This is a genomic window from Paenibacillus sp. OT2-17 (assembly GCF_009827695.1).
Lineage (GTDB): Bacteria > Bacillota > Bacilli > Paenibacillales > Paenibacillaceae > Paenibacillus > Paenibacillus polymyxa_B.
In genome coordinates this window covers 45,302-71,988 of sequence record NZ_WUDQ01000008.1, presented here as the reverse complement: position 1 = coordinate 71,988, position 26,687 = coordinate 45,302, and the positions used below count along the sequence as shown (strand labels likewise).

Annotated in this window: 24 protein-coding genes and 1 pseudogene; 10 read left to right on the top strand and 15 right to left on the bottom strand. The window is 46.6% G+C overall.

Features of this window, described 5'->3' with window-relative positions; genetic code table 11:
• Positions 1-53: 53 nt before the first annotated feature.
• The 5 genes from GRP75_RS04430 to GRP75_RS04410 form a co-directional block, all read right to left on the bottom strand.
• Positions 54-545, bottom strand: a complete 492-nt coding sequence (locus GRP75_RS04430; RefSeq protein ID WP_160788697.1) for a GNAT family N-acetyltransferase — start codon at positions 543-545, stop codon at positions 54-56.
• The gene (gene fni / locus GRP75_RS04425; protein WP_053326274.1) at positions 542-1,642 is read right to left on the bottom strand and encodes a type 2 isopentenyl-diphosphate Delta-isomerase; all 1,101 of its coding nucleotides are present in this window, start codon (positions 1,640-1,642) and stop codon (positions 542-544) included. Before fni ends, GRP75_RS04430 begins: the two co-directional genes overlap by 4 nt.
• 312 nt (positions 1,643-1,954) lie before the next feature.
• The gene (locus GRP75_RS04420) at positions 1,955-2,446 is read right to left on the bottom strand and encodes a DMT family transporter (protein WP_160788696.1); all 492 of its coding nucleotides are present in this window, start codon (positions 2,444-2,446) and stop codon (positions 1,955-1,957) included.
• A gap of 58 nt (positions 2,447-2,504) precedes the next feature.
• The gene (locus GRP75_RS04415) at positions 2,505-3,209 is read right to left on the bottom strand and encodes a Crp/Fnr family transcriptional regulator (protein WP_053326275.1); all 705 of its coding nucleotides are present in this window, start codon (positions 3,207-3,209) and stop codon (positions 2,505-2,507) included.
• 58 nt (positions 3,210-3,267) lie between these two features.
• Positions 3,268-3,693: a DMT family transporter gene (locus GRP75_RS04410; RefSeq protein ID WP_160788695.1), complete on the bottom strand. Its 426-nt coding sequence runs from the start codon at positions 3,691-3,693 to the stop codon at positions 3,268-3,270.
• Between the two features lie 235 nt (positions 3,694-3,928).
• Here GRP75_RS04410 and GRP75_RS04405 point away from each other — a divergent pair, with 235 nt between their 5' ends.
• The gene (locus GRP75_RS04405) at positions 3,929-5,425 is read left to right on the top strand and encodes a phospholipase D family protein (RefSeq protein ID WP_160788694.1); all 1,497 of its coding nucleotides are present in this window, start codon (positions 3,929-3,931) and stop codon (positions 5,423-5,425) included.
• A gap of 33 nt (positions 5,426-5,458) precedes the next feature.
• On the opposite strand, the gene cls is transcribed toward GRP75_RS04405, so the two are convergent.
• Complete coding sequence (gene cls, locus GRP75_RS04400) at positions 5,459-6,970, bottom strand: cardiolipin synthase (protein ID WP_023990731.1); 1,512 nt, start codon at positions 6,968-6,970, stop codon at positions 5,459-5,461.
• Positions 6,971-7,174: 204 nt separating this feature from the next.
• Here cls and GRP75_RS04395 point away from each other — a divergent pair, with 204 nt between their 5' ends.
• From GRP75_RS04395 to GRP75_RS04380, 4 genes are read left to right on the top strand one after another with little or no spacing between them, the layout of a single operon-like run.
• Positions 7,175-7,768 carry a TetR/AcrR family transcriptional regulator gene (locus GRP75_RS04395; RefSeq protein WP_023990732.1) on the top strand — a complete coding sequence of 198 codons (594 nt, stop codon included), beginning with the start codon at positions 7,175-7,177 and terminating at the stop codon, positions 7,766-7,768.
• 44 nt (positions 7,769-7,812) lie between these two features.
• A complete protein-coding gene (locus GRP75_RS04390) occupies positions 7,813-8,154 on the top strand; it encodes a DMT family transporter (protein WP_023990733.1) in 342 nt (113 codons plus the stop codon).
• On the top strand, positions 8,154-8,468 hold the full coding sequence (locus GRP75_RS04385; RefSeq protein WP_160788693.1) for a DMT family transporter: 315 nt from the start codon (positions 8,154-8,156) through the stop codon (positions 8,466-8,468). The genes GRP75_RS04390 and GRP75_RS04385 overlap by 1 nt, the downstream gene beginning before the upstream one ends.
• A 56-nt stretch (positions 8,469-8,524) precedes the next feature.
• Positions 8,525-9,457, top strand: coding sequence for a hexose kinase (locus GRP75_RS04380; protein ID WP_160788692.1), 933 nt, complete (start codon positions 8,525-8,527; stop codon positions 9,455-9,457).
• A 106-nt stretch (positions 9,458-9,563) separates the two neighbouring features.
• On the opposite strand, the gene GRP75_RS04375 is transcribed toward GRP75_RS04380, so the two are convergent.
• Positions 9,564-9,998 (bottom strand): Lrp/AsnC family transcriptional regulator, encoded by a 435-nt coding sequence (locus tag GRP75_RS04375; protein WP_069081118.1) that lies wholly within the window; start codon positions 9,996-9,998, stop codon positions 9,564-9,566.
• Positions 9,999-10,277: 279 nt separating this feature from the next.
• Here GRP75_RS04375 and GRP75_RS04370 point away from each other — a divergent pair, with 279 nt between their 5' ends.
• Both GRP75_RS04370 and GRP75_RS04365 read left to right on the top strand, forming a co-directional pair.
• The gene (locus GRP75_RS04370) at positions 10,278-10,739 is read left to right on the top strand and encodes a VOC family protein (protein ID WP_160788691.1); all 462 of its coding nucleotides are present in this window, start codon (positions 10,278-10,280) and stop codon (positions 10,737-10,739) included.
• Positions 10,740-10,908: 169 nt separating this feature from the next.
• Entirely contained in the window at positions 10,909-11,373 is a 465-nt protein-coding gene (locus tag GRP75_RS04365) for a DUF3592 domain-containing protein (RefSeq protein ID WP_025722847.1), read from the top strand.
• Between the two features lie 11 nt (positions 11,374-11,384).
• On the opposite strand, the gene GRP75_RS04360 is transcribed toward GRP75_RS04365, so the two are convergent.
• From GRP75_RS04360 to GRP75_RS04345, 4 genes are all read right to left on the bottom strand, one after another.
• On the bottom strand, positions 11,385-11,999 hold the full coding sequence (locus GRP75_RS04360) for a LysE/ArgO family amino acid transporter (protein WP_160788690.1): 615 nt from the start codon (positions 11,997-11,999) through the stop codon (positions 11,385-11,387).
• 74 nt (positions 12,000-12,073) lie between these two features.
• The gene (mobA, locus tag GRP75_RS04355) at positions 12,074-12,826 is read right to left on the bottom strand and encodes a molybdenum cofactor guanylyltransferase (protein ID WP_202403974.1); all 753 of its coding nucleotides are present in this window, start codon (positions 12,824-12,826) and stop codon (positions 12,074-12,076) included.
• Positions 12,827-12,969: 143 nt separating this feature from the next.
• Positions 12,970-15,183, bottom strand: a complete 2,214-nt coding sequence (locus tag GRP75_RS04350; protein WP_160788689.1) for an S-layer homology domain-containing protein — start codon at positions 15,181-15,183, stop codon at positions 12,970-12,972.
• 101 nt (positions 15,184-15,284) lie between these two features.
• Complete coding sequence (locus tag GRP75_RS04345) at positions 15,285-17,075, bottom strand: motility associated factor glycosyltransferase family protein (RefSeq protein ID WP_337194207.1); 1,791 nt, start codon at positions 17,073-17,075, stop codon at positions 15,285-15,287.
• A 604-nt stretch (positions 17,076-17,679) separates the two neighbouring features.
• Here GRP75_RS04345 and GRP75_RS04340 point away from each other — a divergent pair.
• Positions 17,680-18,899 (top strand): annotated as a pseudogene (locus GRP75_RS04340) (MFS transporter); the annotation flags it as partial.
• A 187-nt stretch (positions 18,900-19,086) separates the two neighbouring features.
• Here the strand turns inward: GRP75_RS04340 and GRP75_RS04335 are convergent.
• Positions 19,087-20,766, bottom strand: a complete 1,680-nt coding sequence (locus GRP75_RS04335) for a glutamine--tRNA ligase/YqeY domain fusion protein (protein ID WP_028540719.1) — start codon at positions 20,764-20,766, stop codon at positions 19,087-19,089.
• Positions 20,767-20,973: 207 nt separating this feature from the next.
• On the opposite strand from GRP75_RS04335, the gene GRP75_RS04330 reads away from it, so the two are divergent.
• Both GRP75_RS04330 and GRP75_RS04325 read left to right on the top strand, forming a co-directional pair.
• The gene (locus GRP75_RS04330) at positions 20,974-21,699 is read left to right on the top strand and encodes a copper amine oxidase (protein ID WP_160788686.1); all 726 of its coding nucleotides are present in this window, start codon (positions 20,974-20,976) and stop codon (positions 21,697-21,699) included.
• Between the two features lie 84 nt (positions 21,700-21,783).
• Positions 21,784-22,332: a GNAT family N-acetyltransferase gene (locus tag GRP75_RS04325; RefSeq protein WP_160788685.1), complete on the top strand. Its 549-nt coding sequence runs from the start codon at positions 21,784-21,786 to the stop codon at positions 22,330-22,332.
• 95 nt (positions 22,333-22,427) lie between these two features.
• Here GRP75_RS04325 and GRP75_RS04320 read toward each other — a convergent pair whose 3' ends face one another.
• The 3 genes from GRP75_RS04320 to GRP75_RS04310 form a co-directional block, all read right to left on the bottom strand.
• Positions 22,428-22,922, bottom strand: coding sequence for a GNAT family N-acetyltransferase (locus GRP75_RS04320; protein WP_023990744.1), 495 nt, complete (start codon positions 22,920-22,922; stop codon positions 22,428-22,430).
• Between the two features lie 104 nt (positions 22,923-23,026).
• Entirely contained in the window at positions 23,027-24,277 is a 1,251-nt protein-coding gene (locus tag GRP75_RS04315) for an MFS transporter (protein WP_023990745.1), read from the bottom strand.
• Positions 24,278-24,323: 46 nt separating this feature from the next.
• Positions 24,324-26,456, bottom strand: a complete 2,133-nt coding sequence (locus GRP75_RS04310; RefSeq protein WP_160788684.1) for a molybdopterin-containing oxidoreductase family protein — start codon at positions 26,454-26,456, stop codon at positions 24,324-24,326.
• Positions 26,457-26,687: the final 231 nt, after the last annotated feature.

The following is a 26,687-nucleotide window of genomic DNA, read 5'->3' as shown; positions in this document are numbered from 1 at the left end:
ATACACGCGGCAAGCATACGGTTATGAAATTCAGGATTTTGCTATATCCCTATTTAGATTTCTTTGCTCATCTGGATATCCGTAACCAGGTATCCCGATTTGCGATATACATGCAAAGCTCGCTCATTATGCCCAAATACATGCAAACCGATGCGGACAGCTCCCAGTCTGCGAGCCTCCTTTTCCAAAGCCTCCATCGCCAGCATACCTAGACCTCTCCCCTGGTATGAATCGTATACAAGAATATCCAGTAGAAAAGCTTCTTTTCCTTGCGCGCCGTCCGTAATATTGAACCAGATATAGCCAGCTTCCTCCTGACTCTGCCCCCCGGCATCGGAAAACATCAACATATACAGGTGAGCATGAGGTGTGTCTAGCCTCTGTGGCAGGTATCGAGCAAAACTTTCTGCCGCACGTTCTGGTGCTTCTTCTACCGTCCATGTACCTGCTTGGATTTTCTCATCCGCATAGTCGGCAAGCGAGCGTTGTTCAAATCGATCATATTGCTCCGCATTCATCGGAACCAATGTAATAAGTCCGCTCATCCGTTTACCTTCTTTCTTAGTCGAGTCGTGTCTTTAAGCCCTTCTATTCCATCTACCCCAATCCCAAACATGACTGTTCGGAGTTCCAGCTCCACCTGCTCCAGGCGTGCTTCCAGCGCTTCGCTGGAGGCAACCGCCGAACCGAGCAAAGAACGCCCGAAGCCTGCCATGTCAGCCCCCAGAGCGAGCGCCTTCGCTGCATCGACACCGTCTCTCAGTCCACCGCTACCGATCAGAGCACCATGTGGCTGAGCAGCTCTAACTTCCACGATACAATCAGCGGTTGAATTTCCCCAATCCGCAAACGCCTCCGCTGCGGCACGACGCACAGGATCAGGATTACGAAATTTCTCCACTTGGCTCCAGCTTGTCCCACCTGCGCCAGCGACATCAATAAAGGCAGCACCCGCATCATACAGTCTCGATGCCGTCTCGCCATCTATGCCCCAGCCTACTTCCTTCACTCCTACAGGCACTGAAAGCTGACGACACAACTCCTCGATGCGCTGAAGCAGGCCGCTAAAATCCAAATTCCCTTCGGGCTGGAAAATCTCCTGCAATCCGTTCAAATGCAGCACCAACATATCTGCTCCGGCAATTTCCACTGCACGGCGACAATCGTCCACGCCAAATCCGTAGTTCAGCTGCACCGCGCCCAGATTGGCAAGGACCGGGATGCTGGGTGCTAGACGGCGAACCGCAAAGGTTGAAGCTAATTCTTCCCTTTCCACCGCAGCCCGTACCGAACCGACGCCCAGCGCCCAGCCGCGTCTCTCCGCTGTCTCTGCTAATCGCTCATTAATCGCTCCTGTCTCGGCGCTGCCGCCTGTCATGGAGCTAATAAGCAGCGGTGTTCGTACAGCCTGTCCTAAAAAGGTAGTATCCAGACGAACCTCGTCAAAATGCAACTCCGGCAGAGCGCAGTGCTTAAAGGCATATCGCTCTAGCCCGCTGGTGATGCCTTGTCCGGCCACATCTTCTTGCAAACAAAGGCGGACGTGCTCAATCTTCCGTTCACCTGTCCGTGCGGCAGGTAACAAAGAGCCGGATCTATTAAAACCGTCAGGTGCTCCTTTTTCATTTTCTGTACTACTCATCTATGTTCCACCTCATCCAAAGTCACTCTGTTTATTGTATCAAGTTCAAGAAGCACAAATAAGACCGTTCCCGAACACGGTAACCGATCTATTTATCGTCTCTTATATCAAATATCGTAGCCCTTAATGTGGCTATTTTAAGATACTTTCATTGTATCATGGATGGAAAAATATATACACGATCGTGAACATTTTTTCTTTCGGAAACTCTACAGAAAAGCCGCTCCTAATTGAGCTGCCGCTTTTCTGCAAAATGCCTATTCGAAAGGACAATCCCTATCCCAGCAAGATAAAGGCCATTTACAATCTCCTCTATCCCTTCATCGAATCAGGTACAGATGAAATGTTTTCTGCTTGCTCCTTCGTACGCCCATGTCCAAATTTGAATACGAGAATACCACCGATAATGACCAATACTCCGATCAACTTGTTAAAGGTAAACGGAATCTTTTCTAATCCCAGCCATCCTAACGAATCCCACAACAGGGCGGTCCCTAATTGTGCCGTCAATACAATGGAGATCGCATAGGTCGGGCCAAGTCGCTTCATTCCTTGTACCAGACAGAACACAACACCGACACCAATCATGCCACTGAACCAGTACCACGGCTGCATATGCTGTAAAGCAAATGTATTTTTCCCTTCAAAAATAAGACTCCCGAGTAAGGAAGCCAAGAACCCTGTACCCAGCACCAATGTTGTTGTGGCCCACGATCCTGTCCGTTCATTCACCTTATTATTGAATATCGTTTGCAGACTGACCAAGGCACCTGCGATAATCGCCAATACAATTCCTAATAACATATGTTAACTCTCCCTTGATGATCCTGATATTCTTCTGCCTTTATCCTAAATGCTCCTATTACAATGATTCATAAATATTATGTCCTGCCAGTTCACTCAAACCTTTTCTGTCCCGAATGACAATGTAGCCTTTTGTCCGTTCAACCCATCCATCTTCAATCATTTTGCGAATGACACGGTTGAGATGTCTATAGCTGGTTCCGATTAAATTCGCCACATCTACCAGACTAGAGGCACGTAATTCCTCATGAAAAGCCGTATTCGATTCGTCAAAAGAAACCGATAGCAGGTAGCTCGCCAGCCTGACTTCCACCGGATACATGAGATTGAAACTGGAAAAGTCGGAGTCCAGGCAAAACTTTCGCGTGACAATATCCAATAGAAATTGCAGCAAAGGAGCATAGTCTCTGCCGTATTTGTTCATCCATTGGTGGTGAATACCGATCACATAGATCGGAGACACTGCCTCTACTGTGTTGATAACGTGACTACTCCGAATATATTCAACATCTCCTATGACCTCGATCGGTGTTTTGAAGCAAAGGATCAGGGTTTTCCCTTCTGTAGAACTGGTATAAATCTTGACCTTGCCCTGCACCAGTATATATAGATGTTCGATGGAGTCCCCCTGTGAACAGAGCCTTTCCCCTTGCTCCAAACGATGCAACGACAAATAAGGATGTAGTGGCTCGTAGAGTATGGATTCCAACTCATGCAGCTGCAAAAAATATTTTAGCTGCTCTTGATCCTGAATTTCTCTCATTCCTAAGCTCACCTTCAATTTCTACATACTAAGCTTTCTTTACAAATAAAATTCTATTTTAGAGCTTCAGAATAATTACACCTGCGATCATCATACCAATACCTATAAATTGTGGCAGCTTCATCTTTTGCTTCACTATACCGAACCATCCCTTAATATCTACCAGGAAGGTTAAACACAACTGCGCAATCAACAACGCCGAGATCGTGAACGTAACCCCAATATGTTGGATTGCCGTGACTTCACTAAATATAATAATTGCTGCAAAGGCACCGCCCCAAAGATACATTGACTTTACCTGTTTCATTTCAGCTACATTGCCATCCCTTGTAAACATCCAGACTAATGCTGCCAAAATAAAGCCTATTAGCTGAGTAACAGCGGCCGCCGGCCATGTACCGATATCCTGACTAATCCGTGTATTCGCTACCCCCTGTAGCGTAATACAAGCTCCTCCCAGAAAAGCAAACAAGATTCCTCTCATAAATCGTTATTCTCCCCATGTAAATGACTTTTCTATATATTAAATTATAGGGCAGACTATTCATAAAGGACATATGTCCTTTATGAATAGTAAAACATTCTCCATTTCATTCCATTCAGTATCCGCGTCAATCCTGCACACTTGCGTTAATAACTTGACAGTATCCCATCATAAAACTGCATGTTCCGGCACGATAAAATGGAATGCAGCATTCAATTGAGGAGTTGATCGTCATATGACTACACGTGATCCGCTGCATTCTGTGCCGGAATATCAAAGAAAAACCGGGAAAAAGGGCCGTACTCTTAAAATCGCCATTCTGGTACTTATCCTCTGGCTGATTGCCGTCATGCTGTATCAGACCCATAAACCATTGCCTCCGTTCGTCTCCTATGAAAGTCAGGAATATTCAACCCATGAGGTAAACTTCTGGACGGATTTGACCTATCCCACCGGGGATGGAAGCACTGCACAGCATGAAGGACAAATTTTGAATCGTATGCTCGGGATCATTGATGAAGCCCAACAATTTATTGTCATCGACCTGTTTCTGTTCAATGACTATAAGCATAAAGGTCAACGCTTCCCCCAAGTCAGCGCACAAATGACCGATCATCTTATTGCCAAAAAGAAAGCTCATCCGGATATGCCTATCTTTTTCATTACAGATGAAGTCAATACCAACTACAATTCTGCCCCCAATCCTTTGTTGGAGAATATGAAGCGAGCAGGGATTCAAGTCGTGCAGACCGATGTAGACCCGTTGCGGGACTCCACCCCCATATATTCGGCAGTGTGGCGTACCTTTTTCCAATGGTTCGGGCAGCAGGGCACAGGCTGGATTCCCAACCTGATGGCCAGTGACGGACCTGATGTAACGGCTCGCTCCTATCTTAAGCTGTTAAACGTCAAGGCCAATCACCGAAAATTGGTTGCCAACGAACAGACAGCGCTCATTTCTACAGGCAACGTGCACGACGCGAGCGCCTATCACTCCAATGTAGCGCTGGAGGTGAAGGGGCCTATCATCGGAGACATTTTACAAACAGAGCAAGCGGTGTTGGACTTCTCGGGTGGTGGTCAGCTTCCTGCCTATACACCACAGGCCGAACCCAAAGTTCCATCGAATAAGGACAGCTATCGGATCAAATATCTAACTGAGGGCAAGGTGTACACCTCGGTTCTGGATGGCATTGCGCAGACGAAAAAAGGTGACAGCATTCATATGGGCATGTTTTATTTGGCTGACCGCAAAGTATTGAACAGCCTGCTGGATGCCTCTGCGCGCGGTGTAAACATCCAATTGCTGCTGGACCCCAATGAAAACGCGTTTGGTCAGGAAAAAATCGGCATCCCCAATCGTCCGGTTGCCCAGGAGTTGTCCGATAAATCGGGCGGGAACATTCAAATTCGCTGGTATCATACCACCCATGAGCAGTTCCATACCAAACTGATTTATATCGCCAAGGCACAAGGAGAGCATATCATTTGGGGTGGCTCTACCAATCTGACCCCCCGTAATCTGGATGATTTGAATCTGGAAAATGAATTGTGGGTGGCCGCTCCGGCGGACAGCAAGCTGACCCGACAGGTTGCGGCCTATTTTGATAAGCTATGGAATAATCAGGGGGCTGAATACAGTTTGGATCTAGCAGCTTACGAGGATCATTCAACATTTTGGAAAGATATTATATACCGTCTACAGGATATTTTAGGCTTTACTACATTTTAACTACGGGATACTGCTGTAGCGAATTCGTTTATGTTACAGCAGCGGTGAAAGCAGCCGCGCGAGTGATTCCATCAAACGTTTGAACAGACGTTTTTTCATGAATTCTTCGCGTACGATCAGACTGGCAGAGTGCAAATCTCGTTCGTAGTCTGTTACCATCTGCTGCACACTGTGCGTTTGAATTAACAGAGCGTTAACTTCAAAATTCAAATGAAAGCTACGCATATCCATATTGGCTGTCCCGATGGTCGCAACTTCCCCGTCAATGATGAGGAGCTTGGAGTGGAGGAACCCTTTTTCATATTCATATACCTTGACTCCAACCTCCAGCAACGACTGGAAGTACGAATGGGACGCGAGGAACGGTAGCCATTTATCCGGTTTTGCGGGAAACAGAATACGCACGTCCAACCCGGACAGGGCAGCCATCCGTAAGGCAGTCAGGATATCTTCATCCGGGATAAAATAAGGAGTGGCAATCCAGACTGATTTTCGGGCGGACGTGATCATGGAGAAAAAGAGATTTTTAAGTACTCTCCGCTCATTATCCGGGCCGCTGGCAATAATCTGCACGCCTCCATCCGTAATGGGTTCAATATTGGGAGACAGATATTCGCTATCGAGCACCGACTCGCCCGTCATGTGAAGCCAATCCTGTAAAAATATAAGCTGCAACGTCCGCACAGCTTCGCCCTTCACAATCATATGCGTATCACGCCAAAAGCCGTAGGCTTTGTTGCGGCTGAGATACTCATCCCCTACATTTAGTCCACCAATTAATCCGATATTACCGTCTATGACTACAATTTTACGGTGATTACGATAGTTTACCCGGCTGGAGAAAAACAAGATCCGAGCTCCACCGTATGCAACGACCTCTACTCCTGCATCTCTCATTTCCTTCAAAAATGACTTCGACAACTGAATACTGCCCACCGCGTCGTACATAAACCGAACCTTAACACCCGCTTTGGCCTTTTCGATCAAAATCTTCTGAATGCTGGTACCGATATCATCCGACCGGAAAATGTAATATTCCATATGGATATGATGCTGCGCCTTGCGCAGTTCTTCCAGCAAAGTGGAGAAGGTTTCATCTCCATTGTTCAGAATTTGAGTTTCTGTCGCAAAATAAATCGGGGAGCGGGCCAGTCTGCGGGCCAAACGCATCAACTGCTGCTGCTCATCTGTAAAGCAGGTCAGATCCCGTTTGACTCGCAAAGCATCCTTTTCAATGCGGTCGTAAGCCTGTTGGTCACGCAATGCCTTTTTGTCATACTTGCGACGCTTGAATACATTTTGCCCAAACAAAAAATAAAGAGGAAGTCCAACGACTGGCAGCAATGCCAGCAGCAAAATCCAGGACATCGTGGTGGAGGGATTACGATTCTCCGTAAAAATAATCAGACTGATGGAGATCACTGTCAGAGTGGAAAAAATACTGATGACAGTTCCTTCATTTTTGCCGATGTAATTAAACAAGCCAAAATAATAAATAATAAACACCATAGCCGCGATCAATACGGCCAGTAAGCTTCGCCTCATAACTAACCTCACTTCCAGTGGACTGCATTTGACAGGTATTCTTCATTATATTGTACATGAGCCCCTTATTTCTTCCCACTTTTTTATTAAAATGTTGATAAAAAAATCCAAAGAAAAGCTTTATACAAAACGCAATGATGCTGGGTTGACACTTACTTTTTTTCGTGTAAAAATAAACTAACGAACGTTAGGTAGGTGAAAATAATGGGGATGGAAGAGATTCGAAAGGCCGCTCTTTTTCAGTTTGCCACCAATGGGTATGAGGGTGCCTCCTTGAGCAGTATTGCCGCTGAGGTCGGTATCCGAAAACCGTCTATATACGCGCATTTCCAAGGCAAGGAGGATCTGTTTCTACAGGTGGCGAGGTACGCTTTTCAAGAGCAGAATTTACGTATTTTCGAATACTTTACGGAACGTAAAGATCAGCCGCTTAAGCATACCCTGCATGACTTCTTGTTTTGGATGGGACAGGAATATGAGAGCAACGACTCAGCCAAGTTTATGCTTCGCTTTTCCTTCTTTCCGCCTGTATCGTTGTATCACGAGGTGCTGGATATTGTTAATCCTTTTCTGGACAAAATGGAGCGAAAATTAACTCGCCGCCTCCGGAATACACGGGATCGGGAACCCTTTGGGCATATGGAGCCAGTGGATGTGGCTTTAGCCTTCATGACACTGGTGGATGGAATCATGGTGGAGCTACTGTACAGTGGAAGCATCAACTACCACCGAAGACTGAACGCTGCATGGCCTATTTTTTGGCGTGGGATTACGTTAACCTCACCTCATGAAGCGTGAAGCCGTCGAACTTATAAAATCTATTTTTGAGGAGAACATTCATCATGAATCGCAGTTGGATTTACGTTTTTGTTGGCGGCCTGATTGAGGTCGTATGGGTATCGGGTTTGAAGCATGCGGATTCTGCACTCGCCTGGGCTGTAACCGTGCTGGCTGTGGTAGCCAGCTTTTATTTGATCATGAAGGCTGCGAAGCGTTTGCCTGTAGGCACGGTATATGCTGTATTCACCGGACTGGGGACAGGGGGAACGGTCGTAGGCGAAATGCTGCTATTTGGGGAACCGTTTCAATGGTCCAAAACGCTGTTAATTGCCCTTTTGCTGGCAGGTGTGGTCGGCTTGAAGTTAGTTACCGACCGTGATGTTCAGGAAGGGAGTGGTGCATAATGGCTTGGATTGCATTGGTTATCGCGGGATGCTCGGAAGTGTTAGGAGTCATCGGTATGAAGGGCATTACGGTGGGCAAAGGCTGGAAGTCCTTAGTGCTTATGGTCTTATCCTTTGTTCTTAGCTTCTCTCTACTCAGCTATGCCATGAAAAGTTTGCCTATGGGAACTTCCTATGCGGTATGGACAGGCATCGGAACGGTTGGCAGCACGATTACAGGCATGTTCTTGTACGGTGAACAAAAAAGCGTACTGCGTGTTTTATTCATCGCCATGATTCTTGCCGCAGCATTGGGATTAAAGCTGATATCTTAGCATGAGCGAATGGCATCAAATGTTGCAAATTGCTGATCTTAAAGGAGTGATGCCTTGTGATTACCACCGTAACGCTTAACGCGGCTGTGGATAAAATCTACACGGTTGCAGGCTTCGGTTTGAATGCCGTCCACCGCATTGAAGGCGGCCTCACGGTGCCGGGCGGCAAGGGCGTGAATGCCGCTCGCGTCATTCGCACGCTAGGCGAGCCTGTACGAGCGACCGGGTTTGCTGCCGGGCACACCGGACGGCTGCTCATTGACGGGTTGAGCGCAGAAGGCGTAAGTGCCGATTTCATTGAAACGGCACATGGGGAAACCCGTCTCGCCATTACCGTGCTCGACCCGTCCGCGCGCACGCAGACCGAGCTGATCGAGAGCGGACCGACCATTGGGCCGCTTGAATTAGCCGCACTGCGGCGCAAAATCGAGACCCTTGCCGAGGATTCGGCTTGGGTCGTATTCTCCGGCAGCCTGCCACCCGGCTGCCCGCCCGATCTGTACGCCGAGCTGTGCACGCTGGCGAAGGCGCGCGGCGCGCGGGTGGCGCTGGACGCGAGCGGGGAGGCGCTGCGCTTGGGGCTGCGCGGAAAGCCCGACCTCGTGAAGCCTAACGAGGACGAGGCCGCCCACTTCGCGGGAATCGACGCAACGCGCCCGGATGCCGCTGAAGCGGCGGCAGCAAAGCTGCTGGAAGCCGGAGCGCAGCTGGCCGTCATCTCGCTCGGCGCGCGCGGGGCGCTGGCGGTAACGAGCGATGCGCGCTACCGCGTGAGCCTGCCAGAGGCGGACATTGTCAGCGCGCTCGGCAGCGGTGACGCCATGGTCGCCGGGCTGGTCACCGGCGCGGCGACGGGGCTGGATCTCCCTGCCATGCTACGGCAGGGAGCGGCCTGCGGCACAGCGGCAGCTCTGCACGCCATGGCCGGGAAGATCGAGCTCCAGGACGTGAAACGTCTGGAGCAAGGCATTACGGTGACGCTGTTGTAATTCAGCGTCACTTTTTTTATTTCATCCAAGCATTCGCTTATCTTTATTTCACAAATACAGTTATTCCGAATGCTCTATATTCCAAATGTTCGGTTCTCCGATTGGCTTACAGCAAAACCCTGTTCTCCAGTATATTTTTCATACAAATATGCGACTTCGAAGGACCCAGCTTGACTAGTGAATCCTGAAGCTCTGCAATTTCCTCTACCGACGCGGTTTGTACCTTAATGAGATAATTAAATTCCCCACTAATGCGAAATAAATCGGTGACTTCCTTCGCCTCTCTACAAAATTCAACCAGCTCTTGGCAATGTTCTGTCTTTATTAGAATAAATGTAGTCGTCCCTCGATTCATTTCCCGTAAATTAAATACGGTGCTATATCCAGAAATAATCCCTCGTTCTTCAAGCTTGGTTATCCTTTCTTTAACAGACGGCTGTGACATCGAGATTTCTTTACTGATTTGGGAAATAGTTATCCGAGCGTCATGCTGTAGCAATTTCATGATTTTGTAATCTATATCGTCAATGTGATGCTGCATATCGAGCCCTCCTAACCTGAATTTAAAAAATAATATTTTTCACCCAAATTAACTTTTATTTAATAATTAATATAGTATAAAAACCTTACTTTAAATATATAAGCACCACATCATTATTCATATAATAAGGTTTACTTACATGAGGATTTTGCAAAAATCTCATAAGCGACTTCCAATGAACAATATATAGATCGAAATGGTTTAGTTCGTCTATATATTGCACTTCGGAGCGACTAGAATCGAATTTTGCAAAATCCTGAATCAAAAGGAGGATCTGAAATGAGCGTAAAGGGACTAGCGCATGTTGCCATACAAGCCCGTGACTATCAAGCGACCATTGCATTTTATACCAAGGTATTGGGATTCAAAAGAGGACATCACTGGAGTCTTCCGTCTTTTCGAATTCAAGAGGCTTCCATGCTGATCTCACCCGATCAGAGAACCTGTCTCGAAATTTTTGATAATGATGCTGTCATTCCTGCCCAAGGAAAAAAAGCTTCACCCGAGCAAGAGATTGCTCACGGGGCTTTATTACACTTGGCATTTTACGTAGACAATGTAGATGAAATATATCAAAAAGCCCTTGCCCACGGAGCAAGAACCTTTGTGGAACCCAATCAGCTTACACTTGGCGAACCTCCTCTGGTTGTAACAAATGCATTAGTCCACAGCCCTAATGGTGAGGTTATCGAATTTATTAAGGATGTTGATTTTGATAGGTCCCTATCGAGCAAAAAGTAATCCTCATAGCTATTAAAAAGATCCACTTCCCGGTGAAGTAGGATCTTTTTATATTCCATACAGCTCTGCCGTTATCTCTATGGAAGAATTAAACTGTTCCTAAAAAACGTCCGATATATTGATTATCTCTTATTTAAAGGAGTAGATTATCATCTCAATTGATTTCAATGTGTATTGGTTTCATTTTAGCTCCGATCTGCTGATGCCATTGTTCAGCTTGATTGGACTGCTACTCATCTATTTTGGATTCAGAACGATCCGTCGTCATCGTTATCGTAAACGCCACTGGGTCCGTACCAAGGGGCAAATCGTTGATGCGCATATCGAAGTAGATATTGATGTCGTTCCCTTTGACCGAGATGATCCGGTAGATACTAGCTACACCCGTCGATTAAAGGTGCGCTTCTATACAGCTTCAGGTGAAGCCGTAGAATTCTGGAACCCTTATAGCACCAACCTAAGCCTCAACCGGGTTGGCAGCAAAATTAAGGTATTATACAATCCATCCAACCCTCGGGACGCCCGAATTGCAGGCGGTGTAAATGGTGCTGGCTGTCTGGCCTTTATGCTGTTTTTGATCGGTGTTCCCTTTGCTTTGAGCGGGGTATTCGCTGTTTTGAAGTTTTTCCTCTAACCAGGCTTGGATCACATACTGGTAATAAAATTTATCGCCATATACATTGCCAGGCCTAAAATAATCAGTGCCGATATTTTGTTGAGCACAGTACCAAACTTCCCTTCTGAATCCATACGTCCCACGAGACGTCCCGCCGTTGCCAGACCGATAAACCATATCCAAGATACGGACACGGCAGCCAGACCAAAGGCCCAGCGTTCCCCGCCGTCATATTGAAGGGAGCTGGTTCCAATTACCCCAACAGTGTCGAGTATGGCATGTGGATTCAATAGCGATACCGAAGCGGCAAAAATCATCTGTCGTTTCGGGCGCATCGGCTGACTTTCTCCTGAGGAAGCTGCCTTCGACCTCCATAGAGTCCAGGCCATATACAGCAGAAACAAACAGCCCGCTGCATAGAGTACATTCGTGAGCCATAGAAATTGCTGCAAAATAAGAGACACGCCCCCAACCGCAAGCGTGATCAGGATTGTATCACAGACACCCGCTGTAATGACAGCAGGCAGTGCATTGCGAAACCGCGACTGGGACGCCCCTTGATTAAACACAAATACATTCTGTACCCCCAAAGGCAAAATCAAACCCAGCGCTAGTAAAACAGCATGGATAATAGCTTCCAACATGTTATGTACTCCCCTCAAAATCATTACACTTCTTCTCTCTCATCTCCTGTTATTTCCTTCCGTTCTTGATGTGGTTATCGTTCTGGTTTTTCCAGGTTCTGTGCACGTTCGGTACGTTTTTGTATATGCTCCAATTGCTCCACTGTAGTCTGATAATCTTGCGGGTAGTTCATATTAAATACAGCTTGCCGCCACATCTCTAAGCTCGCACCTGGCCAATCACCCACTGTCTCATAACGAACGTTCAATGAATCTAGCCAGTCGATCAGACGAAGACGTCCACTACGCAGACATTGCTCGGCAGACGGCAACACACTTTGATGATATATGCCTAGCAGCGGATGTATACGTCCATCCACAGAGGCAATCACTGCCTGTAATGCTGGTTCTGCTGGCTGGGGCGATGAGCCTTTTCCTGTCAAGGGTGCATGATCCCCCTGTACTTGTTGTTTTCCTTGTTCACTGCTTGTCTCTTGCGCCGCTGTCCAGTTCGTTGCGTGAGTAAGCAAAGCACACAATATCTCTGGCTGCACGAAGGGCATATCGCAGGCAACGACAATGCTCCACTCCGTTCTGGAAGCAGAAAGCCCCGCATGAATGCCGCTCAAAGGCCCTAAGCCGGGATACAGGTCTTTTGTCGTTTCCAGATCAAACTCTCTATACTGTTGTGCATCCCGGGTCACTACAATAACCCGTTTTGTTACCTGCCCTAGCACAGCAGCTATTCTCTCCAGTACCGTAATCCCTCCCAGCTGAAGCAGCGCCTTGTCCTGTCCCATTCTGTTGGAGCGTCCGCCTGCCACGATAATTCCAGTCACCTCCACCATCACCACCGCACCTCCTTTTTGCTAGACAAATTCTATCATTAAACACGGATAAATCTAATAATATCATCTATATAAAGTATAAAAAATGGCGATCCACCTGGATCGCCAAAAAAGAGGGTGCCTATTCGTCTAGTTCATTACTTTTAATTCGTGAACTTAATAAGTTGCAAAAATCGTTTTATTATGGAAGTAGCCTCCGCCCGGACCGCCTGCTGTTTGGGCGCAAGCAAGTCGGGAGAGACGCCCTTAATTAAGCCTTGCTCTGTAGCCTGCGCCATAGCATCTTGAGCCCAAGGAGAAACAGTAGATGCGTCGCTGTAAATCTCTTTATATTTCTCATTAGCAGGACCAGCATTCAGTGTTTGAGCGTAATGCACAGCCTTTTCGGTAATAACCACGATCTCCTCGCGAGTAATCAATCTTTCTGGTCCAAATGACTGATTCCCGTAACCACGGATCAGACCAGCTTCCACCGCAGCTCCAACACTACCAGCATACCAGGCATTCTCTTTCACATCTGTAAAAGGCTCCGTTAACGGCTTCTCCTGCATACCAAGTCCGCGAACAAGCATTGCCACAAATTCAGCTCTTGTTACAGCCCGATTCGGTTCAAAAATATCAGGCTGAACACCTTGGACAATCAACTTGTTTGCCAGCATCTCTACATCTTTCTGCGCCCAATGATTTTCTAGATCCTTAAACTTTTTGTCTGCTGAGACTACAGCATAAATGCTGTTATGGTTTGACTTAATAATTGCCTCTAATTGCCCATCCACATTCTGGATCAACACGGGAACAGACGACAACACACCTGTCTTAGGATCGAACCAAACGGCCGCTATATGCTTAGGATCAACTTCATGATCGAGAATCAATTTCCGTTCCACGTAATGCCCGAAAAACTCAGTGATCTCTTGATCTCCAGCCATAAGCTTGAAATCAACCGGGTTTACCACAACATTCGCTAAACCCGTGTCAGCAATAGCTTGTCGCACTTGTACACCGTTTTCGCCTGACAACGCTGAAATTTCGACGATCAGGTTGTCTTCAGGATATAATGAGACCAATTTGCCAACCAATTCAGCAGAAAGAGTAAACTGGGCTACTGCTGTGTGAATGCTAATCGGCACCTTTGTATTTTCTTTCTCATATTCCTTTAAAAAGGTAGAAGGTATACTCACTTTTGCTGCTTTATTGTACCCCGAGGCGTTCACGACCAACTCTTTCTGCTCACCGATTGTAACATTCAGGGCTTGGCTGACGTCTCCATCGTTCAAACCAATAAGTTGAATAGTGCGGCTCTTATCGGCTACTGTCTTAGCGTCTGTTAATACGGCACCCGTCTTATTCTCTGTTTGGAGAGCAGCAGACGAAGTATCCTGATCAGACGTTTTTTTATCCTTAGAACGATGTGAGCGCTCATCTAGCGTACGGAACGTCCACTCCTCTGGAGTATGCATCCCCACATACGGATTCATCGCCGAATCCGTCAGTGCTCCCGAGGTAATTTCCACATAATAGGGCTTTCCTTCTTCCAGTCCACCTGATAGCGTAAATTGTACTATTTTTTCCTGGCCTGACACCTCATATATCCTATTCGAGTCCCCTGCGCCAGATATCCGCAGCTCGCGAACCACGGCTCCTCCCGAAGCTTCGTGCAGTCTTACATATCCGCGGTCCCATCTTACTGACTCATTGAACTCCATGTTGAAATACGCTTTCCCTGGACCCATACCACTTAAATAAAGTCCTTCCGGTGACTTCGATACCAGCTTTGGCGCCGTCTCATCTGCTGTCATGAAGTTCCACATGCTCTTGTCCCAAACCGCGTTCGATCCCTGCCCTCCACGGTCTACAAACATGCCTGAGCTGACTTCTACATAGTACCGGGTATTGTCAGACAACGGATGGTCCAGCTTCATCGACACGTGCTGACCGCTCATTTGTACCGTACCTCCTGCAACCGTTCCTCCGCTCACATCAATCCGTCCAACCTCAGTTCCATCCCACTGATGCACGATAAGATGGCCTGTCCCCAGTTCTACATCTTCGCTGAATAACATGGAGAGATTTGCGGACAGTGAAACTCCACTTTCCTGCTGAGGCGATAGCCAGGTATAGTGAGGAGGCTCTTCCATCTGCGCCTGCATATAGACCGATGAAGCCACACTTAGTGGAGAAACACTCGTGGAGAATCCATCCGACATATCTGCATTTTCTATGATTTCACTGTTAGGACTCTCCGCCGCAAACGTCGCTGCCATATAAGGATTGGCTAGGTTAAATACCTGTGTTGTCAGTACACTTGCCTTAATCATTCTGTTTAAACGTTTCGTGTTTCTTTTTTTCTCACTCATAACATACTCCTTTTTATTTAGGACCCTTTTGTCCGTGGTATTCGATTCTAGGGTGTTTGCAAGTTTATCCATAAGGACCATACATAAAACGAACTATACATCTAGTTTTTCATGCCATTGCATTGACGGATATGCTTATGAACACTTTCATCTGCATAAGTATGAATAAAGCGGTGAAATTTATGGATCTCGTTCTTGATTTCCATATAATCCTGCTGGCATTTCCATATGAAATCCCCGAAGTACAGCAGAATTTGCTCCCCTCTGATCAGAGGATTTCTACTGTTCTGAATGGCGCCCATTTTACTGTACAAAAACTCATACCGCATACGATGGCGAGGCAGAACATATATTTCAAAAAAACGATTACCTAATAATGAGGCAAACAAGTCGTCAAACTGTCCAAAGGACACGTTCAGCATATTGGCCTGCTTCAGACTGAGCTTATGTTTGATGCCGAGCAAAGCATGATGAATCTGCTTCATAATCGCTTGAAAAACCTCTTCATCTCGCTGAAGCTCTTCAATGCGTGACCTCAGAAACAAGAGATCGTATTCCGAATTACTGTTGGTTTGCAGCCATAAATCGTCAATCGGACTTTTTAACCGCGTCTGGATTATCTCTTCCAAGTTTTGAAAAGATGTTCCCTTAATAACAGCACCCTCACATGTTGTATTAATAAATTCCGTCTCTCTCGCTATATTGATGTAAAATTCCATTTCCGTTTTCATTTTAATAAAAGAATGATTTGTGACAACCAGTTGGCCATGAACACCATCAACACGCGGTGAATTAACACTAACCGGAATTCCTTGAGAATTGGTGATCCCCTCAGCATAATATTGTTCATCTCGATAAGCTAAATTTTGCCCTACCAACACAACAGGGTCTGCTTTCATCTGGATCAGACATTGGAGTGCAATGACCGCTACTGAAGGAGCATCGTTAATAATCGTTGGTTTATTTCCCTCCGGTGTACGCAATACGTGTTTGGAGAGTTCATCCTGAGAAATGATGATATGCATAAGACGACCTGGATAATGATCGAGTGTGTGTTTACCGACCGTACTACCGAAAATAAGTGGAATTGAGTCAATTCGCTTGTCGATCACCTTTTGAATTACATTTACGTTGTGTTCGTTCGGGTCATAACTGAACGTGCCGTGCGGATAAATGCCATGCTCCACCAGCGTGTTCACTGCCGATCCTACTGTAAACAGATAAGCAAGATTATTCTCACGAATATGTCGCAGGTGCTCAATTTCGTCGTTAAGCGAAGGGCCAGCAGATATTACTAAGGCTGGCTTACCCCTAATATGCTCTGAGCCCACCTGCAGAAAATCCGAACTATGTAAAATATAAGGGAAATTATGAATACTGTTTAACGCCCATTTTTTTTCGTACACGTTATTGATAGCCATTTTGTCCTTCTTGTTAGAGACCATTTTGTACAATATTTCATTAAACTTCTTCAGTTCCACAGCAAATAAGGAGCGATACGGGAGCCATGGAACAACTAGGACCCCAGATACACGGTCGATCAACCTATGCAGTGTACCGATTGTCTCTCCTGTCATTCCTCCTACCATAACCTCTTCGATCATCTCATCAGCCAGCCAATCGTTTTCATTCAGATGCTGCAAAAAAATATTCATCAAACCAGTGTCTGGCTCGACGATGGAGAAGCTGGTATTCGGGTACTTACGTAGAAATTCACGAATATGATACCCAAGTCCTACACCAAAAAAGATCACGTGCGCTTGAGGTTTAACCTCGTTAAAACCCAAAACAAATAATTGTGCTTCCCGCTCAGGCTGCTCAGGATCATGCAAATAATATGATTGTCCCTCACGAGTCAGTATTACATTGGGCTCGTTGGTTTCAGAAGTCACCAACTCACCTCCTTCTCCTGCCTGAAGCAAAAGAAGCCGAGGAAATCGGTGGTACAAGGAATTGTCTCTATGATGCTGTAATGCCATTTTCCATCCCTTTCCACCCGATATTTCATAAAACCAAGTATACAGGCCAGTCGATTAAACCTATATCATTTCTTATGAAGCATAGTATTCTGATTTTATGTAATATCTGCGACAATGTATTTTTATTCAAGAAAAAATAATCCTAAATTCTCCTGATTATGGATTAAGTATCGGCTATTCTATGTATAAACTTTAGGTCTTAAGAACCTATTTATAAATAAAGATTTTGTAACTAACCAAGCATTTACTTGGACTAACCATATATAGTTTCAAATGCTGTAGTTCGTCTACATGTCGCCCCTTGGAGCAACAAAAACAATAACTAGTAAAATAGCGAAATAATCATTAAGTTTTTCATAAACCAATATCAAATTAGTATCTTCTAATAGTTATTACATAATTGTTAATTTATTGGTTTGTTAACCCTTTCAACACATGATACATTGGAATAAAGAACCTCCCACAGATCGGCATCGATGCGCAATTCTCTATCGGGCTAAGAAAGGAATGGCTTGTCTTGCAAAAGAGAGAAATTCAAGAGACTCCTCTATATTCCTTAAAACTGTATAATTTTTTTCTATATGGAGCTATGGTCATTTTCTCCAGCTTCTTCCCGTTGTATCTGCAAGATATCGGCATGGACAAGCTGGAGATCGGGAGTCTGATGGCTATCGGACCTTTTGTATCCGTATTCGCGAACCCTTTTTGGGGCTATACAAGCGACCGGAGCCGTAACCTCCGACGTATTCTGCTATTTATGATTATAGGTACCTTGTTATTGCTACAGGCTTTATTTCATGTCCATACGTATATCATGATTTATGTGGCGATGATTGGTTTTTATTTTTTCCAAAGCCCTTTATTTGCGCAAAGCAACAGCCTAATTCTCAGCTATATTGAGGGCACAGACCGGAAATTTGGTTCATTCCGTATATGGGGCTCCTTCGGTTGGGCTGTGACAGCGGCAGTTGCCGGCATAGTTATTGACCAAACGGGGATATCCAGCATATCCACTATCTTTACGGTACTTCTTCTGGGTGCATTGGTCTGCACCTTGTCGATTCCACCACTGAAAAGCACTGTGGAGACAGCAACCATTCATTTGCGTGGCTTTGGCAGCGTTTTAATGAACGGATACTTTATATCCTTTATTTTATTGGGCATCCTTGTATCCATCCCGAATTCGATCAACAGCGCCTTTATGTCCCTGTATATCACCGAACTGGGTGGGTCCAAGCAGATGCTTGGTTTTGCTGTTTTTATGTCATCGGTATTCGAAATTATTGTCTTTTTGCTATTTGATCGCTTCCTGAAGAAAAGAATGACCGTGATGGTCGGTTGTTTGGCACTCGTCAGTTTGCTGTTTGCCTTACGGTGGGAACTGATGGCTCTGGCCACAGACCCGATTCAGATCGTGTTCATTCAGGCACTTCATTGCGTCACCTTCGGTGGATACTTCTATGTAGGCACCCAGTTGACCGTCCTATTTACCCCTGCAGCATACCGATCATCCGGACAGGCCGTATATACCTTGACCTGGAGTGGTATATCCGGTATCGTAGCAGGTTTTGCGGGAGGTTGGCTATTCCAGAACTTTGGCGGAGAAATGATGTATCATGCAGGGGTCTTTTTCGCCCTACTTGGCTCTGTGGGATTCGCTATCATGTGGTATATGCTGTACAAGAACGGTTATCAGCCAGGACTGCCAGCAGGCACAAACGAATAGAAGAAGCCCCTAACAACACTAGAGGAATGAGCTATCCCCTCTTCCCTTCTGGCTTGTTAGCAAAGACAATAGAGTATCGTCAAGTCAATGATCATGTATAAAGAGTGTGCATGCGTAAAATAAAGGAGTCTGCCGACGGCAGACTCCTTTTCAACTTGGTCGCACGAAGCTACCATCTCTCCCACACTTTCCAATAACCTATTGCTTAGGCAATTGGAAAGAGCTTTTCAACGATACAACACGGTTAAATACAGGCTCACCCGGCTTGGAAAGCTTCGGATCGACACTGAAATAACCATGACGGAAAAATTGGAACTTGTCCTGCGATTGAGCTTCTTTCATGTTCGGCTCGACATAGCCATGAGCAATTTCCAAAGAGTTCGGATTCAATTGGTCAAGGAATGTTTTTTCCGATGCATCCTCTTCAATCTCTTCCGTGTCCTCTGCGTTAATCAAAGGCTCATACAAACGGAATTCGGCAGGTACAGCCTGAGTAGCCTCTACCCAATGGATCGTGCCTTTCACTTTACGTCCAGTAAAGCCTGATCCGCTCTTGGTTTCTACATCATAGGTACAGTGAATCTCCGTTACATTTCCGTCCGCATCTTTAATCACATCGTTGCATTTAATGAAGTAAGCATGTTTGAGACGTACTTCATTACCAGGGAACAAACGGAAGTATTTGCTCGGTGGATTTTCCATGAAGTCCTCACGCTCAATATAAATTTCACGAGAAAACGGAATTTGACGTGTACCGAGTTCCGGATTTTCAGTATTATTTTCCGCCTCCAGCATTTCAACTTGTCCTTCAGGATAGTTTGTGATAACCACCTTCAACGGATCTATGACTGCCATGGTACGAGGTGCCTTAAGCTTCAAATCCTCACGTACAAAATGCTCCAGTACCTGCAAATCGATGACTCCGTAGGCTTTGGAAATGCCTGTCTCATATACGAAGCTGCGGATGGCCTCCGGCGTGTAGCCGCGACGACGTAAACCGGAAATCGTCGGCATACGCGGATCATCCCAACCATCTACGTGCTTTTCATCGACCAGAAGCTTGAGCTTACGTTTGCTGGTTACGGTTTGAGCCAGGTTCAGCCGTCCAAATTCGTATTGGTGCGGTACCTTTTCCATCTCGCATTCAGCTACAACCCAATCGTACAGCGGGCGCTGATCTTCGAACTCCAGCGAACAGAGCGAGTGCGTTACTCCCTCAATCGCATCTTCCAGCGGATGAGCATAGGAGTACATTGGATAGATGCACCATGTGTCGCCTGTATTGTGATGTGCTGTGTGTGAAATGCGGTAAATAACCGGATCACGTAAATTAATGTTTCCTGAAGCCATATCAATTTTGGCACGCAGCACCTTTTCACCATTTTGGTATTTGCCTGCACGCATCTCTTCAAACAGCTTCAGATTGTCTTCAACACTGCGATCCCGATAAGGGCTATTTTGCCCCGGTTCGGTCAGTGTGCCACGAGTTTCACGGATTTGGTCCGCGCTTTGATCATCCACGTAGGCTTTACCTTTTTGGATCAGCAGGATGGCACGCTTGTACATTTCTTCGAAATAATTGGAGGCAAAATGTTTTTCCTCCCATTCATAACCGAGCCACTTCACGTCCTCCTGGATGGAGTTCACGTATTCCGTGTCTTCCTTCGCCGGATTGGTGTCGTCAAAACGCAGATTTGTGCGTCCTCCGAATTCATCTCCCAGCGAGAAATTGATCCAGATAGCTTTGGCATGTCCAATATGCAAATATCCGTTAGGTTCAGGCGGAAAACGTGTAACAACCTCCTTTACCTTACCCGTACGTAGATCCTCTTCAATAACATTTTTAATAAAATTGGGGGGAGTGATCGGCTTCTCCACGCTAATCAACCTTTCTTCCGTATAATCTGTGTAAAACCTGTTCCCTTAAATATACCCTTTCACACCGCATAACTCAATAAAATGAAAATCCTTATGCACGCTTCAGCAAAAAAAGTGACAAGTTATGAAAAAGAGTTAACATTTTCGGCAAATAAATTCGTTATAGTGTATATATCTTTTATTTTGCCCGGAAAAGGAGACCCACCCGTGTTTAAGCTGCTCATTGTGATCCTGCTGTCTATGCTTTTGTCCTCTTCCGTCATGACTTCCGGCCATCCCTCACCGGACCCGGTGAACGAAACCGTACAATCTCGTCCGCTAGCCAGCGCTCCAGAAGAATCATCTGTCCGCTTATATGCTGTTAATCCGTCACAGGGATTATTCCATTCAGCTGTACTGGAAATCGGCCAGCAACGCCGCACATTCCGATGGTCGGGCTCGGCAGATATTTCCACCGCACTACAATTATATTACAGGGATGTGAACGGGGATGGTGTCCGTGAAGCTGTCGTGATCCTCACGCGTGCCTCGGGAACGGGTGTCGAATTGCAGGAGTTGCATATTGTTAACGCACGCACGATGGAAGAATATGTAGTCGAATCGGCAGCAGATGCTGTATCCCAGCGCGTACACAGCTCAGTGGAGCTACGTGATCACAACCGCCAGGTCCATATTGCTATCACGATTGACGGTGTTACACACACGATAGACCCTAAAGCATCCGTATTTTACGATGATCCTGCCCAATTTACAAAACATCTCGATTTTAGCTCTTTCGTCATGTATGATGCCGAACAACTTCCTCTGCAAGCCACTGTATCTGGCAGTGTATCCCCAACCGAATTTGTAGGGGATTTGGATCTGAAATATGTATACGAGCATGAACGGTTCCGGGTGGGACCTATAGAATTTGAAGCTTCCTCTCCCTTTTGACGACTCTCGCAGAATAAGGTAGCATGGGATTAAATGCTAGACTGGCTGGTTTAGCGATTTTCCGAGTGAAAGAGGGGATCAATCATGTTTACATATGCGTTGGACGAACGCACAGTCCTTCGGCCGCTCACCAAGGAGCATGTGCAGCCTCTGTTTGAGCTGATCGAAATGTCTCGTGACCGCCTGCGTCAATGGCTTCCATGGGTAGACTCTACCACGGAAATCAGCCACACAGAGCAGTTCGTGCAGGGCGCCTTGAAACAAGCCGCAGAGAACGGTAGTCTGACCGCCGGAATTTGGATAGACAACGAGCTTGCTGGCATCATTAGCTACCATGAGATCAATTGGACTCACCGCTCCGTTAGCATCGGATACTGGCTTGGACACGGGTACGAAGGACAAGGTCTTATGACCAGCGCCTGCCGCGTATTCGTTGAATATGCTTTGGTGGAGCTGGACTTGCATCGGGTCGAAATCCGTTGCGCAACTACGAACCGCCGCAGCCGCGGTATTCCAGAACGTTTGGGCTTTGTGCTCGAAGGCATTGTACGCGAAGCGGAATTGCTGCCCGACGGCTACATGAACCACGCAGTGTATGGTATGCTCCAAAATGAATGGAAGCAACTTCGGTAATATTGATGTACAACAACGCCGCAGACCTGATCAGGTCTGCGGCGTTGTTGTTTTAGACCGGGCATACAACCGAATTGCTGTCTGTAGCCTCCCGCCTATTTTAAGAAATAGGCCATTAACACATCATCCACGAATTGGCCTGCTATGTAAAACTCCTCATGCAAACGTCCTTCAATCGCAAAACCGCTTTTTTCATAAAACATAAGGGCTTCCGTGTTGCAAGAGAGTACACGCAAACTCAACTTGCGTATGCCCTCGGCAGCTGCAATGTCCTTCATGGAGTTCATGAGCGCCGTCCCAATACCTTTGCGATGATAAGCTGGATGTACAGCTATATTTATTTCGAGTACATGACAATTACTAGCCAACAGCGTTGGAGAACGAAATCCAATATACCCGCAGAGTACTTCCTGTTCGATGGCGACCAGTTGAGAGCCTGGAGGCGTATTGCGCAGAAACTCTCCGCGCGACTTCCAAGACAGCGAAGCGGGAGCCGTGCGTTCATTCCATACCAATTCATCCAGCGCAATCAGATCAGGAGCATCCTTCATCTCCGAATGACGTATTGTCAAAGGTTGACTTGTAAACAATTCCTTTCAATCCTTCCTGTGAAGGCTTTCCTGAAGCAATAACTACAACCATTCGTCACTTATTGTACCATAATTACAGCATATTACTGCACTTTTATTAGGACTTAAGAACTGGGAGCATCTACCTTGGATGTCGTAGTATCCAAAGTATCCGAATGATGCCGGAAACGGTTCAACCAGCTATGCAGGACGAAAAACAGGATCGACAACACCGCTACGCCTGATGCCAGCCAAAGTGTAGGCGGTAACCCACCGCCATCATACAACTTCCCCATAATATAAGGCCCCATTACCCGTCCGGCTGCGCCAATACCCCCCACAAGCCCAATGTAAAAGGGTGCACCCCGACCTCCATGATCAGACAGGAATGCTGGAACCGCAGGTGCAATCAGCATTTCTCCCAGGGTCGCCAGAACCATAGCGAATATCATTCCAGTATAGTTCTGTGTGCCCAGCATGACAATATAAGCCGCCAAATAAAATCCTCCGGCCCATGTCATTTGCGCTGAAGCGTGATGAGCGTACAGTCGTTTTATCCAAAAAATAATAGGTTGTGCGGCAAAAATAAGGATACCATTCAGCGTCCATAGTAACCCATACATCGTTTTAGGCAAGCCCTGCTCAATAATATGGGGAGACACTCCTGTATTCCAGATCGAATTGCCGAACCATAAAAAAAGCGAGCCTACCCCCACAAAGAGATACAATCTGGTATCACGAAACAGCAAACGAGCTGGTATTTCCTCTCTTTTCTTCACGGACTTGCTGAGCTGTACTTCTCCCTCTTCTCGATCTACCCTGCTTAGATAAGACCAGAAGAACCCGGCAAATACCGCAGAAGTCACCCCGTTCATCACAAAGCTGAGCTGATAGGAAAGGTCAGCCAGAACGCCGCTCAATCCCGTACCCACTGCAACCCCAATATTGTTAGCGACATAAATAATATTAAACAGCTCTCCACGACGGTCAGCGAAACGAAAACCTACAAAGGCCTGAATCGCAGGCACAGATACGACATTAAAAAAGCCGATAAAGCCCATCATGATGACAAACGCTACCCAATGACCACTGGTAAATGGAAGCGTGAGAAGTCCCAGCGCGTTCATCGCCAGTGAGCCAACAATCAATTTTTTGGCTCCAATACGATGATAGAGGGCTCCGCCCAGCACTTGACCAAAAATTCCGCCCAGAGACTGCACTAAAATCGCAATCCCTGCATCTCCCATACTACGGTTCAGTTCGTCAAACACATACATGCTAACCAACGGCCACATCAATGAACTTCCAGCGGAATTAATCAGGCTAGCAATGAGAAACACTTTCACTTCTTTCGGATAAGACTCCAACCATTTCATATCTTTTGTTTCTCCTTTTGCATCTGACGCCATAAATGGCATTATCTCATTGGTGCTTCACATTCACCACCGTTGAGAAGAAAGTAGCCCCCTGTCCCATATCCGACAGCCGATCAGAGGTTAACACATTGGCACGCTGTCTGCGTCCTTTGCCTTCCCACCATAATCCCTGGCTAATCACTGTACCGGGCAGCATCAGATCGGTGACTTTGGCTTTCAGCTCATACGTCCCCCGATCATTCCATACGGTAACCGGTTCCCCATCCGCGATGCCTCTTGTCTGAGCATCCTCCGGGTGAATTTGTAGCAATGGCTCCCGCTCCAGCCGCTGATGCTTGGGTAAGTTAGCGAAAGTAGAATTCAGAAAATTATGGTTTGGCGGTGAAATAAACATTAATGGAAACCGCTCGTCCGCTTGCGGTCGATGCTCTCCATCATACCCTTCAATGAGCGGCACATATGAAGGCATCGCGGGCAGACCTGCTTGTTTCATTTTTTCCGAATATAGCTCAATCTTGCCTGAAGGCGTGGTTAGACGATCCAAATAAGTAGCCTTTGGCGACATATCGAGCTTTACAAAAGGTGACTTCTTTAAGGCTTCCAAGGTTACACCGTTGAGATAAGGGTTCGTTGGATTATCCAGCGCGCCTGCGATCATGTCCGCTTCACTTTCCGTAAAGGCAGCTTCGTCAAAGCCCATAGCCCGTCCGAGCAGGCTAAACAGCTCATAATTGCTTTTGCTTTCCCCCAGTGGAGCAATGACGGGTTCCTGCATCTGGACATAGTGATGCCAGTAGGATTTATATAGGTCTGTACCCTCAAAGGAAGACGCTGCAGGCAGCACAATATCGGCATAACGGGCCGTATCCGTAAGAAACAGGTCATGTACGACTGTGAACAAATCCTCTCGTTCAAATCCTTCAGTCACCCGTTCCGAATCGGGAGCTACAACTACCGGGTTACTGCAGTATACAAATAACGCCTTAATCGGCTGTTCCTTCTGTAGCAGCGCTTCTCCGATCCGGTTCATGTTGATCACCCGGGCATCCGGGTTCTGTCGCAGATCAGGACGCGCCAGATTGGCGCCGTTAAATTTGCCATAAGCGCCATTAGAGCGTGACGCTCCCCCGCCGTGCTTTAGCCATTGTCCAGTGAGCGCAGGCAAGCATGTAACCGCACGTACGTTCATACCGCCATTATCATGATGCTGAAGCCCATTACCTATATTGATATACGCTGCTCGCGCAGTTCCGTACATTTCCGCTAAACGGATAATATCTGCTTCCGGCACGCCGGTAATCCGCGAAACTCGCTCTGGTGTATATGTCTTAACATGCTCGCGCAGTTCCTCATGGCCTACCGTGTAGCGATGTAAAAATTCGTCGTCCGTCAGTCCCTGAGCGAACAGCACATTCATAACACCCAGCGCGAGCGCCGTATCCGTCCCCGGATATAACGGAATGAACCAATCCGCCCATTGCGCCGTCCGGTTGCGATGAACGTCAATAACGACCACCTTAGCACCCTTTTTACGTGCCTTCTCAGCCAAAACGACCTGATGCATGTTGGTGCTAATGACATTTCCACCCCACACAATAATGAGGTCTGCATCCTCCGTGTCCTCCGGGCTGGTGCCGCCCTTAAAGCCCATAACGGATGCCCAGCCTTCATTCCCAGCCACGCTGCAAATCGTCTGATCCAGTTGGCTTGAACCCAGCGCATTAAAAAATCGGCGATCCATTCCATCCACACTCAATACGCCCATATTGCCATAAAAGCTGTAGGGGAGAATAGATTCCGATCCGTCCGTACGTATCAGCTCCTTGAATCGACCTGTAATGGTATCGACCGCTTCCTCCCAGCTAATTCGTTCAAACTTCCCTTCTCCTTTGGGGCCTATACGTTTCAACGGATAGAGCACCCGATCAGGATCATATACCCGCTCCGTCATATTGCGAACTTTGTTACAAATAGCGCCTTTGGTAATAGGATGATCCGGGTTCCCAGTGACCTTGACTATCTTTCCATTTTCCTTGTGAAGCAGGAGCCCACACGTATCCGGGCAATCTAACGGGCATACAGCCGGAAAAATACCGTCCTGCTGCTCCGTCATCCGCTGTCCCCTCTGTAAGTCTTGTTGAAGCGTGGCCTCAGGAGGCGCGCTATTGCGATGATCCATAGTGTTGATGCTCCTTTCCGTTACCGTTTCCAAAAATTACACTGATCTTATCATATCCACAGCTTTGGCCTATGGCAAGAGAAGGATTTTCCCACACAGCCGCTCTCCAAAATATTAAAAAAATCCGTCTGCTGCATAGAGCAAAACGGATTTTTTTAAGAATCATAATTTTTTTCGACATCCTGTTTCATCATATCTTACCGAGGGTAAAAGAGATCAAGGCATTATGGG